Genomic DNA, 21,651 nt, shown 5'->3' with positions numbered 1-21,651 from the left:
TAAAGAGATATATTTAGGCATAAAAATGAACTTTATGTGTAAAAATAAAAAAAACTAATGGACAATCACTATAATTCTGCTACATTTGGAAAAAATAAAATGTACACTATAGAGAGGGAAGGAAAAAACTTATGAAGATACTTGATTCAGTTAACTGCAGAAGGAGAATAATGTATTCTCTAAAAGAGAGTTATAGTAGAATTTTAGAAAACTATCAATATATTAATCAACAAGTAAAAGAGAATAGGGATATAGTTGGGGCTGCAGAATGGCTTTTAGACAATATTTATGTCATAGAAAAAGAGTATAAGACTATTAAGATAAATATGCCATGGGGATATTTCGAAAATCTTCCCCTAGTCAGTGGAGAAGAGTCTTGTCCTAAAGTATATCTTCTAGCTAAAGATCTTCTTAAGTCTAATGACGGAAAAGTAGAGGAACACGACACAGTAAATTTCCTAAAGGGCTGCGATGATAAAGAGTATATAACTTTGGGAGAGTTATGGGCTTTTCCATTGATGTTAAGAGTTGCGTTAATAGAAGGAATAGCAACAGTTACTGATAAGCTAGCATATATACAAAAAGAAAAACAAAGCGGAGAAGAATTAGCTTATAGAATAATAGATAGTAGTAATAATGATAGTTTAGCAGAGACAGTTGAAGAAATAGGTAAAAATGATGACAAGTTCTCAGTTGAAATGGGAGAAAAACTATTTAGAGTCTTAAGAGATAACTCTATAGATAATGATGAGCTTTATAAGGTGTTAGGAAAGAAGATAGCAAAAGAAGAAAATTTTGAAGATGCTATTACAGGAGAATTTATAAGAGAAAATAAGCTCCAGCTTTCTATGGGGAATTATATAAGTTCACTTAGAACCATAGATGCTATTAGCTGGAAATATGTTTTTGATAGTGTATCAAGAATTGAAAAGCTCTTAAGTCAAGATCCTGAAGGAACTTACAGTAATATGGATTTTAGCTCCAAGGATTTTTATAGACATAGAGTTGAAGAAATAAGCAGAGCTACATCAAAAGAGGAGTGGAAAGTAGTAGAAGAGGTTTTAAAACTATGTAATAACGCTAAGTCTTTTGAGAATGATAGATATAAAGCTCATGTAGGCTACTATTTACTAGATCAAGGAGAAAAAGATTTAGAGAAGAGTATTGGTAGATTTAGAAGTAAGAAAGTTGTAACTCCAGGGAAGTTTATATTATATCAAATATGTTTAATCATACTATGTGAAATAATAGTTGTATCTCTGGCATATGCTTTTGATTCATATATGTCTACAGGAGAGTTGGTCACTGGTGCTTTAATTGTACTATTGCCTATCTCAGAAGTTGTTGTAGGATTTATGAATTGGAGTATAACTAAACTTTATAAACCGGATTTCTTACCTAAGATGGATTTTGAGGAAAATATACCTGAGAATTCTAAAACCTTAGTTGTTATACCCGCTATATTTAGTAGTAGCCGAAAGGTGAAGGAACTTATGGATTCCTTAGAGGTTTACTATATAGCAAATAAAGATGATAATTTCTATTTTGCACTGTTAGGAGATCTGGCTGATTCTACAAATGAGGAAGAAGAAACAGATAAGGATATAAATTATGTTGGAAAAGAAGCAGCAAAATTATTAAATGACAAGTATTTTAAAGGAAAGCCAGAGCATTTCTTTTTCTTTAATAGAAAAAGAGTGTTTAATGATAGAGATAATATCTGGATGGGCTGGGAACGAAAAAGAGGAAAGCTCATGGAATTTATGGCTATTCTAAGAAATGATAGAGAAACTAGCTATAATGTTATTAGTGGTAATATAGATGAACTTAAGAAGGCTAAATATTTAATAACCTTAGATGCAGATACTGTTTTACCAATGGGAGCAGGAAAAAAATTAGTTGGCGCAATGGCTCATGTTTTAAATTCAGCTACTGTAAATAATGAAGGCAGAGTAATAAGAGGATATGGAATAATGCAGCCTAAAGTAGATATGAAGATAGAGGCTTCAGAAAAAACTATATTTACTCAAATATTTGCAGGTGATGGAGGAATAGATGTATACTCTAGTGCGGCATCAGACTCTTATCAAGACTTATTTAAGGAAGGTATATTCACAGGAAAAGGTATTATAGATATTGATACATTTTATAATATCTTAAAAGATGAGATACCTGAAAATAGAGTTCTAAGTCATGATTTATTGGAAGGTTCATATACAAGATGTGCACTTCTAACAGATGTAAATGTAGTAGATGGATATCCAGCTTCTTATAAAGCTAGCTGTATGAGGTCTCATAGGTGGGTTAGAGGCGATTGGCAGATACTACCTTGGTTATTTAGTAAAAGGTTGAAGTTACTATCTAGGTGGCAGATATTTGATAACTTAAGAAGAAGTTTAGTAGCACCATGGATTGTAATAAGTCTGTTCATTACTGTAATTGTATTGAAAAATGGGATGCTTTGGGATATATTCACTCTTCTTGGTGTGATATCGCTTGTGGCTTTTGCGTTTACAGACATGATGATTACGCCTAAATATAAGAAAAAAGATATACTGAGAAGTCTAAAGCAAGTACTTTTAACAATAACCTTTTTACCAAATCAATGTGTAATAATGATAGATGCAATAATAAGAACTATATATAGATCAACTATATCTAAGAAAAATATGCTTCAGTGGCAAACCTCAGCTGATGCTGAGGCTGCATGTGGTAAAGATCTATACAGTTATTTTAAGTATATGTGGCTCTCATCACTTATAGGTGTATTGTACTTGATAGCAACTTTTAATAAGTCAATCTCCTTAGGGAGCACAAATTTACTAATATCTATTTTATGGATTATTAGTCCTCTAGTAGCTTATTTAATAAGTAAAGAAGATAGAAATGCAGCAACTACTTTTAATGATATACCAGAAAAGGATAAGTTGCTTATAAGAACTTTAAGCAGAAGAACTTGGGCTTATTATGAGGATTTTGTAAATGAAGAAAACAACTATTTAGCACCAGATAACTTTCAAGAAGATCCTAACAACGGAGTGGCCTTTAGAACCTCACCAACTAATATGGCAATGGGGCTTATGTCAAATATAGTTGCAAGAGATATGGGGTATATTACACTATTCGATACAGTAGATAGAATAGAAAAAATTCTTAACAACATGGATAAATTAGATAAGTATCATGGGCATTTTTTAAACTGGTATGACACAAGAACAAAGACTCCATTATGGCCTAGATATGTTTCTACTGTTGATAGTGGGAATTTAGTAGGATATCTGTGGGTCATTGAAGAAGCTTTAAGTGAATATTTAAAGAAACCTCTTATATCAGATAACCAAAGAAGCTCCTTGATAGATACCATGAGTATTATTGAAGAGGGAATTAAAGATAACGATATATTTAAACTAGAAAAAGATGCTATATGCAGGGAAGATATGAGTTTAAAAAATTATATGGAAACACTGAAATATGTGGTAGATAAGTGTTTAAATATAGAATTAGAAAACAAACAGAAGGAGTTATATTGGGTAACAAAGCTAAAAAAAGAAGCTGTAATGAAGCTAGCTGAGCTAGGAGAAATTATAGAATCTTGCAGTGAAGAAGATGACAACGATGATAGATTGAATGAACTCGGAAATATATTACTAAAGGTTCCGGTTACCAATCTTGAAGCAGCTCTAAACAATAGTTTGGCTAGAAAGTCTCAATCAAGTAATAAAGAAATACTAATTAAAACTAGCCCTGTTGCTGATTTAATAGCAAAGATAAATAATATAATCGGAAGACTAGATGTGATGGCATCTGAAACAGATTTCAAGGTTCTATATAATAGTCATAGAAAGATATTTTCAATCGGATATGATATGGAGAACAATATTTTAGGTGATAACTGTTATGACTTATTGGCATCAGAAGCAAGGGCGGCGTCTTTTATAGCAATAGCAAAAGGTGATGTGGAGTTTGAACATTGGTTTAAGCTAGGTAGAGCAATAACTACAGCTTTTGGTATAAAGAGTTTGGTTTCTTGGAGTGGAACAATGTTTGAGTATTTTATGCCAGCCTTAATAATGAAAAATTATGAAGGAACTCTATGGGACTTAACATATAACTCTGTAATAGAAGCTCAAAAGATTTATGCCAATAAAAGAGGTATTCCTTGGGGAATATCAGAGTCAGCATTTTATCATTTTGATGTAGCTATGAACTATCAATATAAAGCATTTGGTGTACCGGGTATAGGACTAAAAAGAGGTTTGGTAGATGAGTTGGTAGTATCCCCTTATTCAACAGTAATGGCTTTAAGTTTTGCCCCTTTGTCTTCAATAGAAAATATGAATACCTTGATAAACAAAGGTATGATAGGAAGATATGGTTTTTATGAAGCTATAGATTTCACTGAAGAAAGAGTAACTAGAGGAAAACAAGAATCTCCAGTGAAATGCTTTATGGTACATCATCAAGGTATGAGCTTGATGTCACTTGATAACTTTGTAAATGAAAATATACTGCAACAAAGATTTCATAAGCTTCCTCAAGTAAAGGCTTTTGAGTTATTGCTTCAAGAAAAACAAGGCTACCATGAGATATTTACTAGAAAGCAAGAGTTTGATTTGCCAGAGATTAAGGCTGAACAGGAACCACTTATAGTAAGAGAGTACTCCTCGGCTACAGAAAACCCAGAGGTTCTTTTGTTATCTAATGGTTCGTATTCAACAATTATAACCAATAGTGGTAGTGGGTTAAGTAAAAAAGGTGAAATGACTGTAAACAGATGGAAGTCCGATACTGCAGATGAAGGCGGGGGAGTCTTGTTCTATATAAAGAATTTAAATTCTAATGAATATTGGAGTCCTTCATATGAGCCATGTAGAGTAGCTGGAGATGAAGAGGTAGTTCAATTTACTTTAGATAAAGCGTTCTTTAAGAGAAGTGTTGGAAACATTGAAAGTTCTATGGAAGTATGTGTATCTTCACAGTATGATGCAGAAGTTAGAAAAATAACTTTAAAAAATAATTCGGAAAGTGTGAGAAATATTGAGATAACAAGTTATATGGAAGTCACTTTAGCACCATTCAGCGCTGATGTGGTTCATCCAACCTTTTCGAATTTATTTATCACAACAGAGTACGATGAAGAAAACAGATGTATCATTGCTAAAAGGAGACCAAGAGCAAAAGGGCAAAAACAACATCATCTAGTGCAAAAAGTTGTAAGTGATGGAGATATTATAGGAGCAATTTCCTATGAAACTGCAAGAGCAGATTTTATAGGAAGGAATAGAAATTTAAGAGCTCCAAGAGCTATGGATAATGATACTGCATTAAATAATAGTATAGGTATAATACTGGATCCAATTATATCTATGAGAGTCATGGTGAAGGTGCCTCCAAAGCAAAAAGTATCAGTGTCATATGTTACTATTGCTGGTGATAGCAGAGAAGAAGTTATGAAGATTGCAAGTAAGTACACAGATAATAGCTCAAGCGAAAGAGCTTTTATAGGTGCAACCCAGCAGGTTGCTTTAGAAATGAAATATTTAGGTATAAAATCATTTCAAGCTAACTTATTCCAATCATTAGCTTCAAATATACTATTTTTAACTAGTTGGAGAAGAGAAAATGAAAAATATATAAAATCACTAAGTAAACATCAAAGAGATCTATGGCCTTATGGAATTTCGGGGGATCTTCCTATACTAATGCTTGTGATAAAAGAAGAAGCTGATATGGATCTTCTTAGACAAGTGATTAACATGCATTACTACTGGAGGAGTAAAGGTCTTAAGTCGGATTTATTGATATACAATGATGAAGAAACTTCTTATGATCTGCCAGTACAAAAAAATATAATAGAGCAGGTTAACACGTCTCAATCAAGAGATTATTGGAATAAACCAGGTGGAATATACCTACATAGCAAAAGCACCCTAGGTGATGAAATGAGAGACTTTTTACTGGGGATAGCAAAGCTTGTAATTAGCTCGGATAGAGGGACTTTATTAAATCAGATGAAGCAGTGGGAAGCAAAGGATAAGAAGGTTAGAGATGATGTGATTCTAAGGCACAAGGAGCTTCAAGGATATGATATTCCTAGAAGAGAAACCATACTAAGAGAAAATGCTAATGCAGGTAAAGATGAAAAAGATATTAAGTATAATGGATTTAGTAACTATGAAGGAAGTATAAATTATAAGTATAATATAGGAGATTTAGATTTCTTTAATGGTTATGGTGGATTTAAGAAGGATGGTAGTGAATATGTAGTTGTATTAAATGATCATAGAGATACACCTGCGCCTTGGATAAATGTAATATCAAATGGAGACTTTGGATTCCATGTTTCCGAAAGTGGAGCTGCTTACACTTGGATCGGGAACTCTAGGGAAAACAAAATTACTCCTTGGAATAATGACTGGGTTATGGATACTGCAACTGAATGTTTATATTTAAGAGATGATATAAATGAAGAGATATGGAGTATAACACCTAAACCATTAAGAGATACGGGAGAATACGTTGTAGAACATGGTTTTGGGTACTCTAGATTTAGTCATGATTACCATAATATAAGTGGAAAGACTACTATGTTCTGTTCTATGGAAGATAATATAAAAATATTGAAGATAGAGCTTGAAAATAGTGGCGAAGATGAGAGAACAATATCACTATATTATTATGCTCAGTTGGTATTAGGAGTTGTTCCTCAACAATCAGCACAATATGTATCAACTTATATAAATGAAGTGAATACAAAGGAAAACAGTAAAGATAAAAAAGATAGATTCATATGGGCTAACAATCCATACTCTGCAAACTTCGGTAACTATAAGAGCTATTTGAAGTTTTATGGAGGAGATGAAGAGAGCTTTACTGGTGACAGAATTGAGTTCTTAGGAAGAAATGAGGGGCTTGGTTATCCAGCAGCTTTAAGACTAGAGAAACTATCGGATACAGTAGGAGGAGGCCTAGACCCATGTTTAGGTGCTCAAACTAAGATTACAATAAAATCAAAAGAGAAGAGAACCTTGATATTAATGTTTGGAGCAGAAGAGAGTGTAGAAGCTATAGGAAACATTATAAATAAATATAGCAACTTAAAATCTGTTGATGATACACTGGCTAAGGTTAAGGATTATTGGAAAGATTTCTTAGGAGCAGTTAAGATAAAGACTCCAGATAAATCAATGGATTATATGGTAAATGGATGGTTAATGTATCAAACAATGAGTTGTAGATACTGGTCAAGAACAGCCTTCTATCAATCTGGTGGAGCTTATGGATACAGAGATCAACTTCAAGATTCATTGTCTTTAGGAATATTAGATGAAACAATTACTAGAAACCAAATTCTTAGAAGTGCATCTAGACAATATGAAGAAGGAGATGTTCAACATTGGTGGCATCCTGTGGTAAACAGCGGTATAAGAACAAGATTTAGTGATGACTTATTATGGTTACCTTATGTTGTTGCAAAGTACTTAAAAGCTACTGGTGATTATAGTGTTTTAGATGAAGAAGCACCTTTCTTATATGATGATCCGCTTAAAGATGGAGAGGATGAAAGATATTCAGATAGATTTGAGTCTAAATCGTCCGGAACAGTCTACGATCACTGCATAAGAGCAATAAAGTATTCGTTAAGATATGGAGAGCACAATATACCTTTAATGGGAAGCGGTGACTGGAATGACGGAATGAGTACTGTAGGTAATGAAGGTAAAGGTGAAAGCGTATGGCTTGGGTGGTTCTTGTATGAAATACTAGGAGATTTTACTGAAGTGACTAGTTATAAGAAAGACAATGAGAATACGAAAAACTTTACTGAAAGCAGAAACTTCATTCTAGAAAATCTTGAGAAGAATGCTTGGGATGGTGGCTGGTACAGAAGAGCGTACTTTGATGATGGAACTCCACTCGGTTCTAAAGAAAATGATGAATGTAGAATTGACTCTTTATCACAAAGCTGGGCTGCAATAACTGGTGGTGGAAAGCCAGAAAGAGTAAAAGAAGCTATGGATGCCATCGAAAATAATCTAGTAAAGGAAGATAAGGGAATTATACTTCTGTTAAATCCGCCATTTAATAACTCAAAATTAGAACCAGGATATATCAAAGGATATGTACCTGGAGTAAGAGAAAATGGAGGCCAGTACACTCATGCTGCAGTTTGGGTTATTGTAGCTATGGCAAAGCTTGGAATGGGCAATAAGGCATGGCAATATTTTAACATGATAAACCCAATTAATCATAGCTCTTCAGAATTATCAAGTAAGACCTATAAGGTAGAACCTTATGTAATGGCGGCAGATGTTTATCTTCAGGAACCACATGGAGGTAGAGGAGGCTGGAGTTGGTATACAGGCGCTTCAGGTTGGATGTATAAGGCAGCAGTTGAGTATATGTTAGGCTTTAATAGAAGTTATGACAAAGGCTTCAAGATAGAACCTTCTATACCAAGTAATTGGAAGCAATATGAGATAGAGTACAATAAAGACAATATGCACTATCACATAGTAGTAACACAAGATATTAATAAAGCTACTAATACAAGTGATAAAAAGCCATCAAAAACAATTATTTTAGATGGTAAAGTGCTCGAGTCAGATATTATTCCATACCTAGAAGGAAAGCATGAAGTAGAGGTACATATATAAGCTTAAATTATAGATAGACCAGTTCCAAATGCAATATATAACTTAATCAAAGTACCATTAACAGTTAAAACGGCTTCTAGAATATTTTGACTTATAGAACTGGGGTATCTATAAATATGAACCACTTTGATACTAAATATATTTTAAAAGTTCTCACGGCTCCTCACGAGAAAACTTAGAAATATAGATTTAAGTATGAAGTGGTTCATCAAAAAAATGCATGTTCAAAAATCATAATTAATGATTTAGAACATGCATTTTGCTTTATGATATGTTAAAGAATATTTTTTAAATTAAATTAATTCTTTGCGAAGGCTCATTAAAGCATCGGATGACTGAGCATTTAATTTAATAGTGGGGTTTAGCAATACATTCCTTTAATCTGAATCCTGATCTTCATATAAGGATTGATCAGTATAATCGAATTCCATATATGAAATGTTATTTGATACAATAGGATCCGTCTTAGGATTAGGTAATTTAGTATATGTGTTTCCAGTTTTAGAAAGTGAAATTAAGTCATGTCCTTCAGGCGAATACCAATCTCTATCATTTGGTAAGTAAGTTTTATTTTTATTAGTAGCTTTACTTTTGTCTGCCATAAATATCACTCCTTTAGTTATTAAGATTTACTACTTTGATTTTAAAGCATTGGATGAATAACCGCTTAATTCCAACACGGTATGAAATTTAAATATGAAGTAGTTTATCTATAGTATCTCAAATTGTTATAATTTTATATTGTAAAAAAGAACCATGAATTTTATAATATTAATAGGAATATATATATAATTAGTCCAGATTTAGGATATGGGCTTCAAATTGTCCGATTAAATGTGGACAACTTATATGTGCAGTCTATTTTAAAACTATCACTGGTTTCGGCTATAGAAGTTAAAAGTATAATTTTTATTGCGAAGTGAGACATTCATAGCCTATAACGATGTGCTACTTTAATTTTAAATCTATTTTCAAAACTCTTTTGAGCTCTGAGAGAAGAATTTAAAAGTGTGAATTTTATAATAAAGTAGTCATCTGTAATATATGTAATAAATATATATATTAATTGGGATTAAAGTAAATTTCATCACATAATGAGTAGGAGGAGAATTATTATGACAGAAGTAAATCAAGTATACAAATGTGAAGTGTGTGGTAACATTGTTGAGGTTGTAAATCAAGCTGGTGGAACATTAGTTTGCTGTGGAAAGCCAATGACTCTTAAAAAAGAAAATACAACTGATGGAGCAAAAGAAAAACATGTTCCAGTAGTAGAAGCTGTTGAAGGTGGAGTATTAGTTAAGGTTGGAGAAGTAGCACATCCAATGACAGAAGAACACTTAATACAGTGGATAGAAGTTATCACTGAGTCAAAAGTACTAAGAGGTACATTAAAAGCTGGAGACAAACCAGAAGTGTATTTTAAAACTGGTGATGAAAAAGTAGTAGCAGTTAGAGAATACTGCAATTTACATGGATTATGGAAAGTAGAACTATAAAAAAATAGTAAGGTGATTTTTAAAGGAAGCAAAACAAGCTTCCTTTTTTGCGGTCTTGTGACCTTTATACAGAGTGCCTAGCTCAACTATTAATTTATACATGCCCGAAAATCCCCAGAAGCCGGGATTTTCGAACAAGTATAAATTAAGTTTCGACATAGGAACTCTTTAAACAAAACTTAACATTAAAATTAACCTATAGATTTGGGTAAGAATGTAGAATATTTGTTATAATAAACATATAGATAAATTATTTTAGAATAAAAGTTACTAGGTAAAGAACGTATATAAAATACTTATTTATACTCAATTACAATTATTTAAGTATTGATGTAGATGTAATAAATAGGAGAGGATGAACTTGTGATGAAATATAAATTAATATGCTTAGATATGGATGGTACACTCTTAAGTAGTCCAAGTACCATAAGCGAAGAGAATAGAAATGCTGTATTGCAGGCGTACAATAAAGGAATAAAGATTGCTATAACTACCGGAAGATTATTTACATCAGCAAAATACTATGCAGACCTAATTGGTATAAAGGTGCCGATAGTTGCATCAAATGGTGCATATGTTAGAGAAAAAGATAGAGAAGATATAATATATAAGTCTTCACTTAATGATGATCAATTAGAAAGAATCTACGAGGTTATAAAAAAGTATAATCTTTTAACATACTTTAATACTCATGATACCTTAATATCAGAGATCGTGGTAGGTGAGAATCATGGGTATAAGGTTAATAACAAGGAATTACCGGAAGAAGGCAGAATAAAATTCGATGAAGGAACGGCCTTTAAGGAAGCCTTTAAAAGACATGAAGGTGAAATTCTTAAAGCCATATGTGTTGAAGAAGTAGATATAGATAAGCTGATGAAAGCTAAAGCAGAATTAAGACAATACAAAGATCTTGAAGTAGTAAGTTCATGGACTAACAACTTTGAGGTAATGAACGCTGGTACATCTAAGGGAAATGCGGTAAAGAACTTGGCAGAAATGCTTGATATAAACCAAGAAGAGATAATATGTATAGGGGATAGCGAAAATGATTTGTCGATGATAAGATATGCAGGTCTTGGTATCGCTATGGGAAATGCACCAGATGAAATTAAAAAAGAAGCAGATTATGTTACAGATACAAATGTAAATTCAGGAGTAGCAAAAGCTATAGAAAAGTTTGTCTTATAGAATAATAATTAGTAAAGGTGCTTAAGGGCACCTTCTTTTTTTACTATATATGAAAGTATAAAATTTTCGAGTTATCTAAGTCTAGATATTTCAACATTTTAAAAGTTTTATATGGTTATATAGTAAAAAAACAAAACTTATTCGTCTACCAGATTTTCCTTATATACATTGGGAAAGGCAGATGCGTTAAAAAAGGTCGCTTCAGTGACTTTTTTATTATTTAGATATAATTAAATGAGATTTGTGAATAAGTATGAGTAACAGAATTAAAACATAATATAAGTTAAAGAGTAAAAAAAAATTAATCTTAAGGTAAAATTTATATTGCTACTATTTAATAAGTTTTCCAATTGTTATAAAATATATAAAGATAGAATACTTCAATTTGAAAATACAAATTGAAGTATGAAGTGGTTCATCTATATATCAAATTTTAAATTTTAGAGGTGAAGAAAATGTATGGAGTAACTCAATGTTATATTTATAATTCAATAGAGTCTTACAATGGTGAGGCGCCAGACGTTACGGTGGAAGTAAAAGATGTTAAGCAAAATGGAGATTATCTTACTCTTCAAGACACTAGTGGATATACTCATATAATAAACTTAACTAGAGTTTTTGCAGTGACTTATAAAGCAGGTCAGAGTGCTGGATATTAAAGCAGGAGATAAAAATGCGAAGAACTGAAATAAATATTTACAAGGTGTATGATAATTGGCAAAAGGGGTTAGAAGAATTTCAATGTTATTTCAAAGTAACCCCTTTTGCTACAATGAAAAATTACAACAATTTTTCATTAGACGATACTATTTCACCTAGCAGTGATAGTATAGATAAGTTCAGCAAATTAAAACATAGATTTGAAGCTGATAGCCTGCATATTATTGATCTTGAAGCAAAATTAGCTTTAGATCTAGCTTTGTTATTAAATAATGAAGTAAATGTAAAGCCTATCTTATCCTTTAATCATATATTTCATACTTTTGGAATCGTTGGTGATGAGGGAATGGCTCAGAGATTAATATTATATAGTGATAGGTTAGAGTTTATGAAACCAAAAGCATATTGTTTTGTATTGGATAAAGACAGGTATAAGGAAGATTATATCTGTGACTATATGGAGTTCAATAATCAATATGAGATAACTGAGGAAGAATTACCTCCTGCTGATATCTTAGAAGCACTTGGTATAAAAAATATTGTGTATATTTCGGAAGGTTACGTAAAAGAAGATGTAAAGTATTATTTAGACTATATAAGAAAAAGTGGTTTTGAAGTTGAAGAAATTCTAGAGTTTTAAGGGAGATATAGTAAATGGATGACAAGTGGAAGAAAAGAGCATTAGCATTGTCCGTAGCAACTGCAGTAAGCTTGGCAAGTCCTTTGTATAGTGAGGGAAAGCTGATTGTTAAAGCAAACTCTAATAATTGGACTTCAGAAGAGGAAGAAGAGGAAACTGTAGATAAATTTGAGAAAGATGATGCTTATCATGGTACAGGTTCTACTGCAATAATATTTCCATCAAATGTGCCATTACTACTTAGAGGAAGGGCAACAAAGTTTTCTTCTGACAGCTGGAAGGCTTGGCAGGATGGAAAAGGTCTTTACAGTTACAAAAATGATAGAATGACAAGCTCCTCAAGTTAATAAAGATGTAACGCTTCGATCTGAAATCTATTTTTAAAACTCTCACGGCTTCTGTTGAGAGTGTTTAAATATATAAACTTAATCACGAAGTGGTACATCCAAAGATGTAACACTTCAATCCTTAATCTATTTTTAAAACTCCTATGGATTATGAGAGGAGAATTTAAAAATATAAATTTAAAAATGAAGTGGTACATCCATATAAAGATGAAAGAGTGATTCTTATGTTGAAAAGTCATTATGATGGATATAGAAGCCTTAGTGACATGATGATGTTTAAATATGATATGGTTCATACCACAAGAAAAAATGATGTGTTTGCTGATGAAGCAGCACTTATAAGTGAGACTTTAGCAAATAATTTTAAACAAAGCAGTGAAATTTTAAACTCTCTTATAGAAAGAATCCTTAATGGAATCAATAAAGAGTTTGAAGATGTAAAGCCATATATACCAGATTTCAAGTATAAAGACGAGATAATAGCTATAAAAAGAAAATTACCTGAAACCTTGTGGGTCAGATATGATGGATTTAGAAAAGCAGATGGTATTTTTTATAGTGAACTTAACTACGATAAACCTTGTGCACAGAGGGAGTGCAGTTTTAATTCAACTTTCGAAGGCGCTTTTGGTGATAATTTTGATAAAGATTTAAAAAGTGTATTCAAAAGGATTTGCTCAGAAGAAATTCCAGATAAAAAAGAGTTAAATATTGCATTTTTGACTGCACCATCTAGATATGAAGAAACCCATCTAGCAATGTATGTAAAAGATATACTTGAAGATGATAAGCATTCCTTTATCTTGGCAGGACCAGATAATTTCAATGTAATAGAGGATAAGGTTTATGCCTTCAATAAGCAGATTGATGTGATGATAAGATTATATCCTACAGAATTCTTATATGAAGTAAGCGATTTTGAACATATCTTAAGGCTTCATAACAATAATAAATTCTTAATACTAAATGATCCAAGGGTAATAATAGCTCAATGTAAAAGCTTATATGCATATTTATGGTCACTATCAGATGATAAAGACCCAAGGCTTAGTGAATTAGAACTTGATGTAATAACTTCTGTTCTACCTAGAACTGAGATTTTAAGTGAAGCTAATTTTTATAAAGCTCTACGTGATAAGGATAAGTATGTTGTAAAGCCAGTGTTCGGAAGATATAGTATAGATGTATTTATAGGGACTCTTCATAATGAAGATGAGTGGAAGAAAAACATGAAATACGTTGAAGAGCAAATGCAGCATAAAACCTTCATACTTCAAGAATTTTGTGAAATAGAGATGGAGACTGCACCTTATTATGATGAGAGATTTAGTTATGATGTTGAGGCGTTTGGTAACTATGGTATATTCTTAAGTGGACATGATTTTATAGGTAGTTGTATAAGATGGAACGATGACTATCTTACTGAAGAGGAAAGCACTTGGATAAGTTCTGTAAGTATAAATAAAGCACCTCAATTAAGAATAATAAATCCTAATATTGACCTAGAGAAATTGAAAAAAGAAGCCATATTAGAACATGGATTTACAGGAATTTATGCTAAGAATTATGAGTATCTTAGTGAAGAAATCATAATTATAGAAGAGGAAAAGCTTGAAGAGTTAAAGAATGCCACTGAAAAACTAGCAGCTATTTTTAAGAAGACTACTAAGCTAATATATAACAATCTGGATTTATACGGAGATATACTTGGAATACAGAATCTAGAAGATACTATTAAAAGAGAATTTACTGATGAACTTATATTTATAGGGAGAATGGATTGGATTTTAGACAAATACGGGAACTTTAAGGTGCTGGAACTTAATGCAGAAACACCAGCTGGAGTATGTGAAAGTCTTGTAGTCGATAAGCTTTATTATGATAGAATAATAATTAACAAAAACCTTAAAATTAATAGAATCAATGATAAATTGGCATCATTGCTTAAAGAACAGTTCTATAAGATATTAGAAGCTGCAAGATCAAAGAAAACTGTAAGTACTGTGGCTATAGTATCAGCAACCTATTATGAAGACTGGTATACTATAAATAGCATATATGATGCTGTAAAAGGCCAATATATCAAAGAAAATAAAGATATGAGCGTACAGTTACTTATCGGTAGTATATACGATATTGAAGTAAAAGATGAACAGTGTTACTTGTATGGAAATAAAATAGATTGTTTTTATAGGTTTTATCCACTGGATTGGTTCTTTGAACCACAATATGAAGTTGAAGCTATAGGTAAACTAATAAACAAAAGCATACTTTCTGTTAACCCAACCTGGTCAATAATACCTCAAAGTAAAGGCTTTTTCAGTGCAATTTATGAGTTATTAAAATATAACTTTTATGATAAAAAAGAAATGATGCTTATAAAAAAGTATATTCCATATACAACCTTTGACCCAACAACTTTAAATGGGGATTATGTTGTAAAACCCTTGCTTGGAAGAGAAGGAGACAAGGTGAAATTATCTTATGAATTGGACCAAATACCTGATTATGATTGCATATTTCAGGAGACCATAAGAGGAGCTACTCATAAGTTTACAATAAAGTCTAATTTAAGTACTTGGAAGGAAAATTTATATCCTATAATCGGTACTTATATAGTTGGTGAAACCTTTGCAGGAGCATATACTAGAGTAGGTTCCAAAATAACAAATAACATATGTATGTACTCACCTTTATATTCAATGGAAGGAGAAGTGGTTAAATGAGTCAAGATGATAAAAAGCCAGCCATAAAGAAAAACTTAGATGCAGTTCCTAAAAATCCTTCCAAGCTTAGGGATGCAAGGTTTAATAATAAATCTATTTCTAAAGAAAAAGAAAAGATGTATAACCCTTCATTGATAAAAACTAAGAAAAAAGAGAAAAATCCATCAATGAATAAAAAGTATAATTATATAACTGATGATGATAAAAAAGCATATACTCTTGCTAGAGTTCTTTTAGGAATATTTAGTGGTGCTGTAATCATAGGTATATTTGTTATATTTATAGTAAGCAGTAATAGTTCGGATAAGGATATGTATAAAGGAAAGGCATACTTTGAATACTTAGGTATAAGCGGAGCTAGCGCTTATAATGAAAAATTAGATAACAAATACGATCTTGTAAAATCAGATAATTATTATGCAGGGACCTTTAGTTCTGATGGAGAAAATTATTATAGATTTGAAGTAGAAAAACAAGGTGAAAAGTCTTATGATATGGAAATAAGTTCATTGCAGTGCAGTGTATCTGAAGAAGATAATTTAGATAAAGGATATGTGGAGATATTCAAACGAACCTACAAATCTACATCTGGAAAGTTCTCAGGAAAAGATGTAAATGCATTCTACTACAAGCTTCACGTACCTAAAGGAACCTTAAAAACCTTTGAATAGATTATATATCATAGTTAATATTACTAAACTTAAGGCGTTTCCACATCCGATACTTTAATGAGCTTCACAAAGAATTAATATGATTTTTATATAATAAAAAACAGTAGAAAACTACATAATAGAAGTTTTCTACTGTTTTTTTGTTGTTTTAAAGTTTAAAACAACTTATGAGATTTAATGAGCAAATCTCACAGAGTGACTTTTTGATGATGATGATGGACTTGTTCCTTTAAAAATGAACTCACAAAGCTCACTTTTATTTATCAATATTGCTAAACCTAATGGAATTAATAATCCAATCAGGGTGAAAATTACGTAATTATAATTAAACAATGTTTCAAAATAATGATTTAGTGGAATATGCAAATACATTACTATTAATGAGTTAGCACCAGCAAGTTTAAAGAAACTTACAACAGAGCTTAGGTGTTTTAGCTGAGTTAAATGATAACTTATGGAAAGTATAAATACTGTAAAGGTTAATGGTATTAATAAATCTAAGAAGTAATATCTAAACTCAGAGTATTTTATATTCATATAATAATAAATTTGAAGATCAGTATTTAGTTTTAAGTAGCTAATTGCAAGTAGTCCGCTTATTATTAAAGTGATCTTGTTATTAACAAATTTTAATAGGTCTTTAGCATAATATCCAATTGCATAGTATGGTAATGTAATCATTAATGCATCTAAGTTCCAAGGTATATAGTTAGCTGTGGTTATATCTACTACATTTTCAGGTACTGTAGCTAAAACAAATGCGTGACCAGCAACATATAATACAATCAGTAACATTATTAAAACTTGGTTTGATAATAACTTCTTTCCATAATGGAATATTACCTTAGTAAGGAATAAGCAAGGTATAAACCAAAATACACCAGGCATCATTTTACCGGAATATAGATGCTCATAACTATAGTAAAGAATATTTGACATTGAAAGGTCATGAGGATTAGCCATAAAAGTCAGTGTCATATCAATTATTGAAAATGCTATATAAGGAACAAAAAATTTTGTAGCTTGTGATTTTATACTTAACTTATTCTTGTATAATAGACCGCTTATTATAAAGAATGCAGGCATATGAAACCAGTACATATATTGAGCGAAAGGAAAATCGCTATGACATAGAATAACAGTAATAATTAGGATACCTTTTGCAATATCTAAGTAATCAACTCTTTTAGAGTCTCCCATAATGAATCCCCCTGTTTCTATAAATATTATCTAAGAACTTTTTAATATGCTTTAAACAAAAACTATTTTAGCACAAAAAATAAGTCAATCCTTAGTTTTCAGATATCTTTAAAAAAAAGTTTATCATTGTGGGAAAGTGTGTGACGCTTTGTGTGATACGGATATTAATAGTGAAAGTCCAACACATTTTTTAAACAATTATTTCACTTAATATGAAAATAATAATTAGCAAAAAAACAGTCTTTTAATTATAGAATAATAATTTTTTATAATAAATATACAAAATAAGTTAGAATGTACTAGAAAAAATAAAACTAGGTGTTACAATATTGTTGAGGTGATAAGTATGGTTAAAAAACTTAACTGTGACTGGTCTGTAATAAAAGCCTTTAACAACAACATTGTTTTAGCAACTAATAATGAGAGTGAAAAGATATTATTTGGAAAAGGAATTGGATTTAATAAAAAATTAGGAGACGTTATTACAAGTGAAACTTTGGTAGAAAAGATATTTACAATAGAAGATGAAAAGAATAAAAGTAATTTTAAAGAGATAGTGAATAGAAATGATGAAGCTTTCCTAGCACTTTGTGAAGAAATTATAAGAGATATATCAGATAAATTAGGGGAAGAATTAAGTGAAAACATTCATGTTGGACTTATTGATCATATAGATTTTGCAGTAAAGAGATTGAAAAACAAAGAAGAAATACAAAATCCTTTTATTAGTGAAATCCAAACTTTATACAATTTAGAATTTGATCTTGCAAAACAAGCTTCTTTAAGACTTGAAAAAGAATTAGGAGTTGAAATTCCTGATGGTGAAGTTGGCTTTATAGCTCTACATATACATTCAGCGAGAAAAAATGGAAAGTTGTCAAATACTATGAAGTATAGCTTCATAAATAATTCAATTGTGGGATTTATAGAAGAAGAGCTTAACTTAAAGATTGATAGGAAATCATTAGACTATGCAAGATTTATAACACATGTTAGGTTTGCTTGTGAGAGAATTGTGACCAATAAAACTATTAAGAACGAACTTAAAGATACAATAAAAAGACGATATAAACAATCATATAAGCTTGCAAAAGAAGCTGCAAAAGTAATAGAAGACCAGTTAGAAGCAGAAGTCACTATAGATGAAGTAGCTTATCTTGCCATTCATATAGAAAGATTGAAAAATTTATAATAAAAGTTTATTGAAAACGTTGCAATTTTTATTGATATGATATATAATAAATTTTGTAAAGTTGAATAGCTTGATTGATTTATTTCTTTCGGCGTGTAACCTAAATTAGGGCATTAGCTGAAAAGGGAGTTTTCCCTTTTCGGCTTTTTTTGTTTTAATAAAAACTTATACAATGGCATATAACTATTATAAGACAATTGATCGCCAAAAAGAAAGTTATAGCAATTATCTAATTTTATTTATTAATTAACTATTTTTTCTTTACAAAATTAATAGTAATAGGAGTGTTGAAAAATGAGTAAAGAAACTAACAGAACCTTAGCTTTCCTTCAAAAAATAGGTAAAGCTCTCATGACACCAGTTGCAGTAATGCCTGCTGCGGCAATATTGCTTAGACTAGGTCAAAGCGATGTATGGGGATGGACAGGAAATGCATATTTAATGAAAAATGGTATACCAATAATTGCTCAGGCTGGAGATGCTATTTTTGGTACATTATATCTTGGTAAAGGAGACGGTGCTACACCAATATCAATCCTTGGATTATTATTTGCAATTGGTATAGCAATAGGTCTTGCTGAAGAAAATAACGGAGTTTCCGCATTATCAGCAGCAGTAGGTTTCCTAGTATTACAAAAAGTTGCGTCTGCTATAGATCCAACTGTAAATATGGGAGTTTTTGCTGGTTTCATAGCCGGTATAACCGCAGGTCTTTTATATAACAAATTTAAAGATATTCAATTACCACAATTCCTTGGATTCTTTGGTGGTAAGAGATTTGTGCCTATACTAATGTCTTTCTTGATGATTATATTGGGAGTTGCGGCTGGATATATATGGCCATCAATACAAGATGGTTTAGATGCATTTGGTAATACAGTTGCTAACGCTGGTCCAGCAGGAACTTTCGGATTTGGACTATTAAATAGATTATTAATTCCATTTGGATTACATCACGTAATGAACTCAATATTCTGGTTTACATTTGGTACCTTTACAAATGCTGCAGGAGAAGTAGTTAGAGGAGACTTAACTAGATATCTGGCAGGAGATCCAAACTCAGGTGCATTCATGACTGGATTCTTCCCAATTATGATGTTCGCACTGCCAGCTGCTTGTTTAGCTATGATTACTGCAGCTAAAAAGTCAAAGAAAAAAGAAGTTACAGGTATGCTTTTAGGTATAGCATTAACTTCCTTCTTAACTGGTATTACAGAACCAATCGAATTCTTATTTATGTTCTTAGCACCTCCTTTATATGCTATACATGCAGTATTAACTGGTGTAGCAGGAGCTGTAACTTATGCATTAAACATGAAACTGGGCTTTGGTTTCTCAGCAGGTTTCATAGATTATGCTTTAAACTTCAGTAAGTCAAATACAAGTAACCCAATAGGTATCGCAATAGTAGGTCTTATATTCGCTGCTATTTACTACTTCATATTCTTATTCTATATCAAGAAGTTTGACATTAAGACTCCTGGTAGAGAAGATGATGAAGATGAAGTTACAGTTAATACTAAAGCTGGCAATTCAAAGAGCAGTAAGTTATCTGATAAAGCAGAAGTTATATTAGGTGCAATAGGTGGAAAGAACAATGTAGAATCTATCGATGCTTGTGTAACTAGAATAAGATTAACTTTAAAGGATACATCTAAATTAGATGAAAAGGCTCTAAAACAAGCTGGTGCATCAGGTATATCAAGACTTGGTGGAAACAATGTTCAAGTTGTTGTTGGCACATTAGCAGACCCACTTGTTTCGCAAATAAAGAAATTAATGAACAAGTAATTTCTATTAAAGGAATAAGTATTTACTCAATTAAATAATAAACTAAGTAATTAAGTAAATAATTAATTAAGAAAATAATAGAATGTGACATTAAATTTTTGACTAAAGTTTTAAGAAAACATAGCCATATCACTGAGTTTCAATTCGGTGGTATGGCTTATTTAAATTTAACCAATAAGACTTGATAGAAGGAGATAGTTCTTTAACATTTAGTATCTTAGCATTTCAGTGTCCTATAAATTTTAAACTATATATGGATGTACCACTTAGTTATAAGATTTATATTTTAGAGTTTTCCAATTAGAATTTAGAAAAGCTTAAAAATAGATTTCGGATCAAAATAGTCTATCTTTATAACTACAATAAAGAAAAATAGTCAAAAATAAACTATTTGAGTGAAAGTGTTTTTTTACTGATGTTTAGAAAAGGTTACGTGTAAAAAACTCACTGAATAAGAGAGCTTACTCTGCTTTTGTATACAAGGTTCCAATATTATAACTGTCTACTATTAAAAGGAACATATCAGAAAGGAGCTTCAGTGAATTTTTATTGTATGAAGTTATTTGTTAAATAAATGTTGGTAATGATTAAAAAAATGAATATGTGGCAAGCATTAAGAGGATAACCTAATTATCAAATTTTCTTAGTGAGGTGTTCCTTTTGCTACAACCTGATGTTAAACTTAAAAAATTTGATTTGCATACTAATGATGTTCTAAAAAGAGATTTTTATAAAGATAGAGTTGTAAATGCATGTCCAATTTGCGCGTCAACTTGGTATATTAAATATGGCTTTTATAATGGAATTCAAAGATACAAATGCAAAGTATGCGAAAAAACTTTTTCACGTACAACTGATTCATTGTGGAGTTATTCAAAGAAGAACACTAGAACCTGGATGGAATTTACTGAATTAATGACAGAAAATAAAACTTTAAAATTCTGTGCTGAGAAGCTAAATATAAGTATTGGGACAGCTTTTTATTGGAGACATAAAATACTTAAGGCGTTAAGTATAGACTCAACTCCAGATAGTTTATCAGGAGTTGTACATGTTGGAAAAGTTATTATAAAAGAA

Annotated in this window: 13 protein-coding genes; 11 read left to right on the top strand and 2 right to left on the bottom strand. The window is 31.2% G+C overall.

The window, feature by feature from the left end:
- Positions 1-131: 131 nt before the first annotated feature.
- Positions 132-8,657: a glycoside hydrolase family 94 protein gene (locus JHL18_RS20960; protein WP_200272857.1), complete on the top strand. Its 8,526-nt coding sequence runs from the start codon at positions 132-134 to the stop codon at positions 8,655-8,657.
- Between the two features lie 377 nt (positions 8,658-9,034).
- Here the strand turns inward: JHL18_RS20960 and JHL18_RS20955 are convergent, their stop codons facing one another.
- Positions 9,035-9,259, bottom strand: coding sequence for a hypothetical protein (locus JHL18_RS20955; protein ID WP_200272855.1), 225 nt, complete (start codon positions 9,257-9,259; stop codon positions 9,035-9,037).
- A 513-nt stretch (positions 9,260-9,772) separates the two neighbouring features.
- Between JHL18_RS20955 and JHL18_RS20950 the strand changes: the two genes are divergently transcribed.
- From JHL18_RS20950 to JHL18_RS20920, 7 genes are all read left to right on the top strand, one after another.
- On the top strand, positions 9,773-10,156 hold the full coding sequence (locus JHL18_RS20950; protein WP_200272853.1) for a desulfoferrodoxin: 384 nt from the start codon (positions 9,773-9,775) through the stop codon (positions 10,154-10,156).
- A 366-nt stretch (positions 10,157-10,522) separates the two neighbouring features.
- Positions 10,523-11,347, top strand: coding sequence for a Cof-type HAD-IIB family hydrolase (locus JHL18_RS20945; RefSeq protein ID WP_200272850.1), 825 nt, complete (start codon positions 10,523-10,525; stop codon positions 11,345-11,347).
- Between the two features lie 446 nt (positions 11,348-11,793).
- The gene (locus JHL18_RS20940) at positions 11,794-12,006 is read left to right on the top strand and encodes a hypothetical protein (RefSeq protein WP_207753077.1); all 213 of its coding nucleotides are present in this window, start codon (positions 11,794-11,796) and stop codon (positions 12,004-12,006) included.
- Positions 12,007-12,020: 14 nt separating this feature from the next.
- Positions 12,021-12,647, top strand: a complete 627-nt coding sequence (locus JHL18_RS20935) for a hypothetical protein (protein WP_200272846.1) — start codon at positions 12,021-12,023, stop codon at positions 12,645-12,647.
- A gap of 14 nt (positions 12,648-12,661) precedes the next feature.
- The gene (locus JHL18_RS20930) at positions 12,662-12,994 is read left to right on the top strand and encodes a hypothetical protein (protein ID WP_200272844.1); all 333 of its coding nucleotides are present in this window, start codon (positions 12,662-12,664) and stop codon (positions 12,992-12,994) included.
- Positions 12,995-13,218: 224 nt separating this feature from the next.
- Positions 13,219-15,720: a glutathionylspermidine synthase family protein gene (locus tag JHL18_RS20925; RefSeq protein ID WP_200272842.1), complete on the top strand. Its 2,502-nt coding sequence runs from the start codon at positions 13,219-13,221 to the stop codon at positions 15,718-15,720.
- On the top strand, positions 15,717-16,391 hold the full coding sequence (locus JHL18_RS20920) for a hypothetical protein (RefSeq protein WP_200272841.1): 675 nt from the start codon (positions 15,717-15,719) through the stop codon (positions 16,389-16,391). Before JHL18_RS20925 ends, JHL18_RS20920 begins: the two co-directional genes overlap by 4 nt.
- Before the next feature lie 174 nt (positions 16,392-16,565).
- On the opposite strand, the gene JHL18_RS20915 is transcribed toward JHL18_RS20920, so the two are convergent.
- Entirely contained in the window at positions 16,566-17,591 is a 1,026-nt protein-coding gene (locus tag JHL18_RS20915) for an acyltransferase family protein (RefSeq protein ID WP_200272840.1), read from the bottom strand.
- Between the two features lie 346 nt (positions 17,592-17,937).
- Between JHL18_RS20915 and glcT the strand changes: the two genes are divergently transcribed.
- From glcT to JHL18_RS20900, 3 genes are all read left to right on the top strand, one after another.
- Positions 17,938-18,783: a glucose PTS transporter transcription antiterminator GlcT gene (gene glcT / locus JHL18_RS20910; RefSeq protein WP_200272839.1), complete on the top strand. Its 846-nt coding sequence runs from the start codon at positions 17,938-17,940 to the stop codon at positions 18,781-18,783.
- A gap of 294 nt (positions 18,784-19,077) precedes the next feature.
- Positions 19,078-20,574 (top strand): PTS transporter subunit EIIC, encoded by a 1,497-nt coding sequence (locus tag JHL18_RS20905; protein ID WP_200272838.1) that lies wholly within the window; start codon positions 19,078-19,080, stop codon positions 20,572-20,574.
- Positions 20,575-21,234: 660 nt separating this feature from the next.
- Positions 21,235-21,651, top strand: a 417-nt coding sequence (locus tag JHL18_RS20900) for an IS1 family transposase (RefSeq protein ID WP_200272837.1), incomplete at its 3' end; no start/stop codon positions are given.

It is taken from the genome of Clostridium yunnanense (assembly GCF_016595795.1).
Classification (GTDB): Bacteria; Bacillota; Clostridia; order Clostridiales; family Clostridiaceae; genus Clostridium_AR; species Clostridium_AR yunnanense.
Note: the sequence above shows the minus strand (reverse complement) of the source record. Positions and strands in the feature narration are given on the sequence as shown.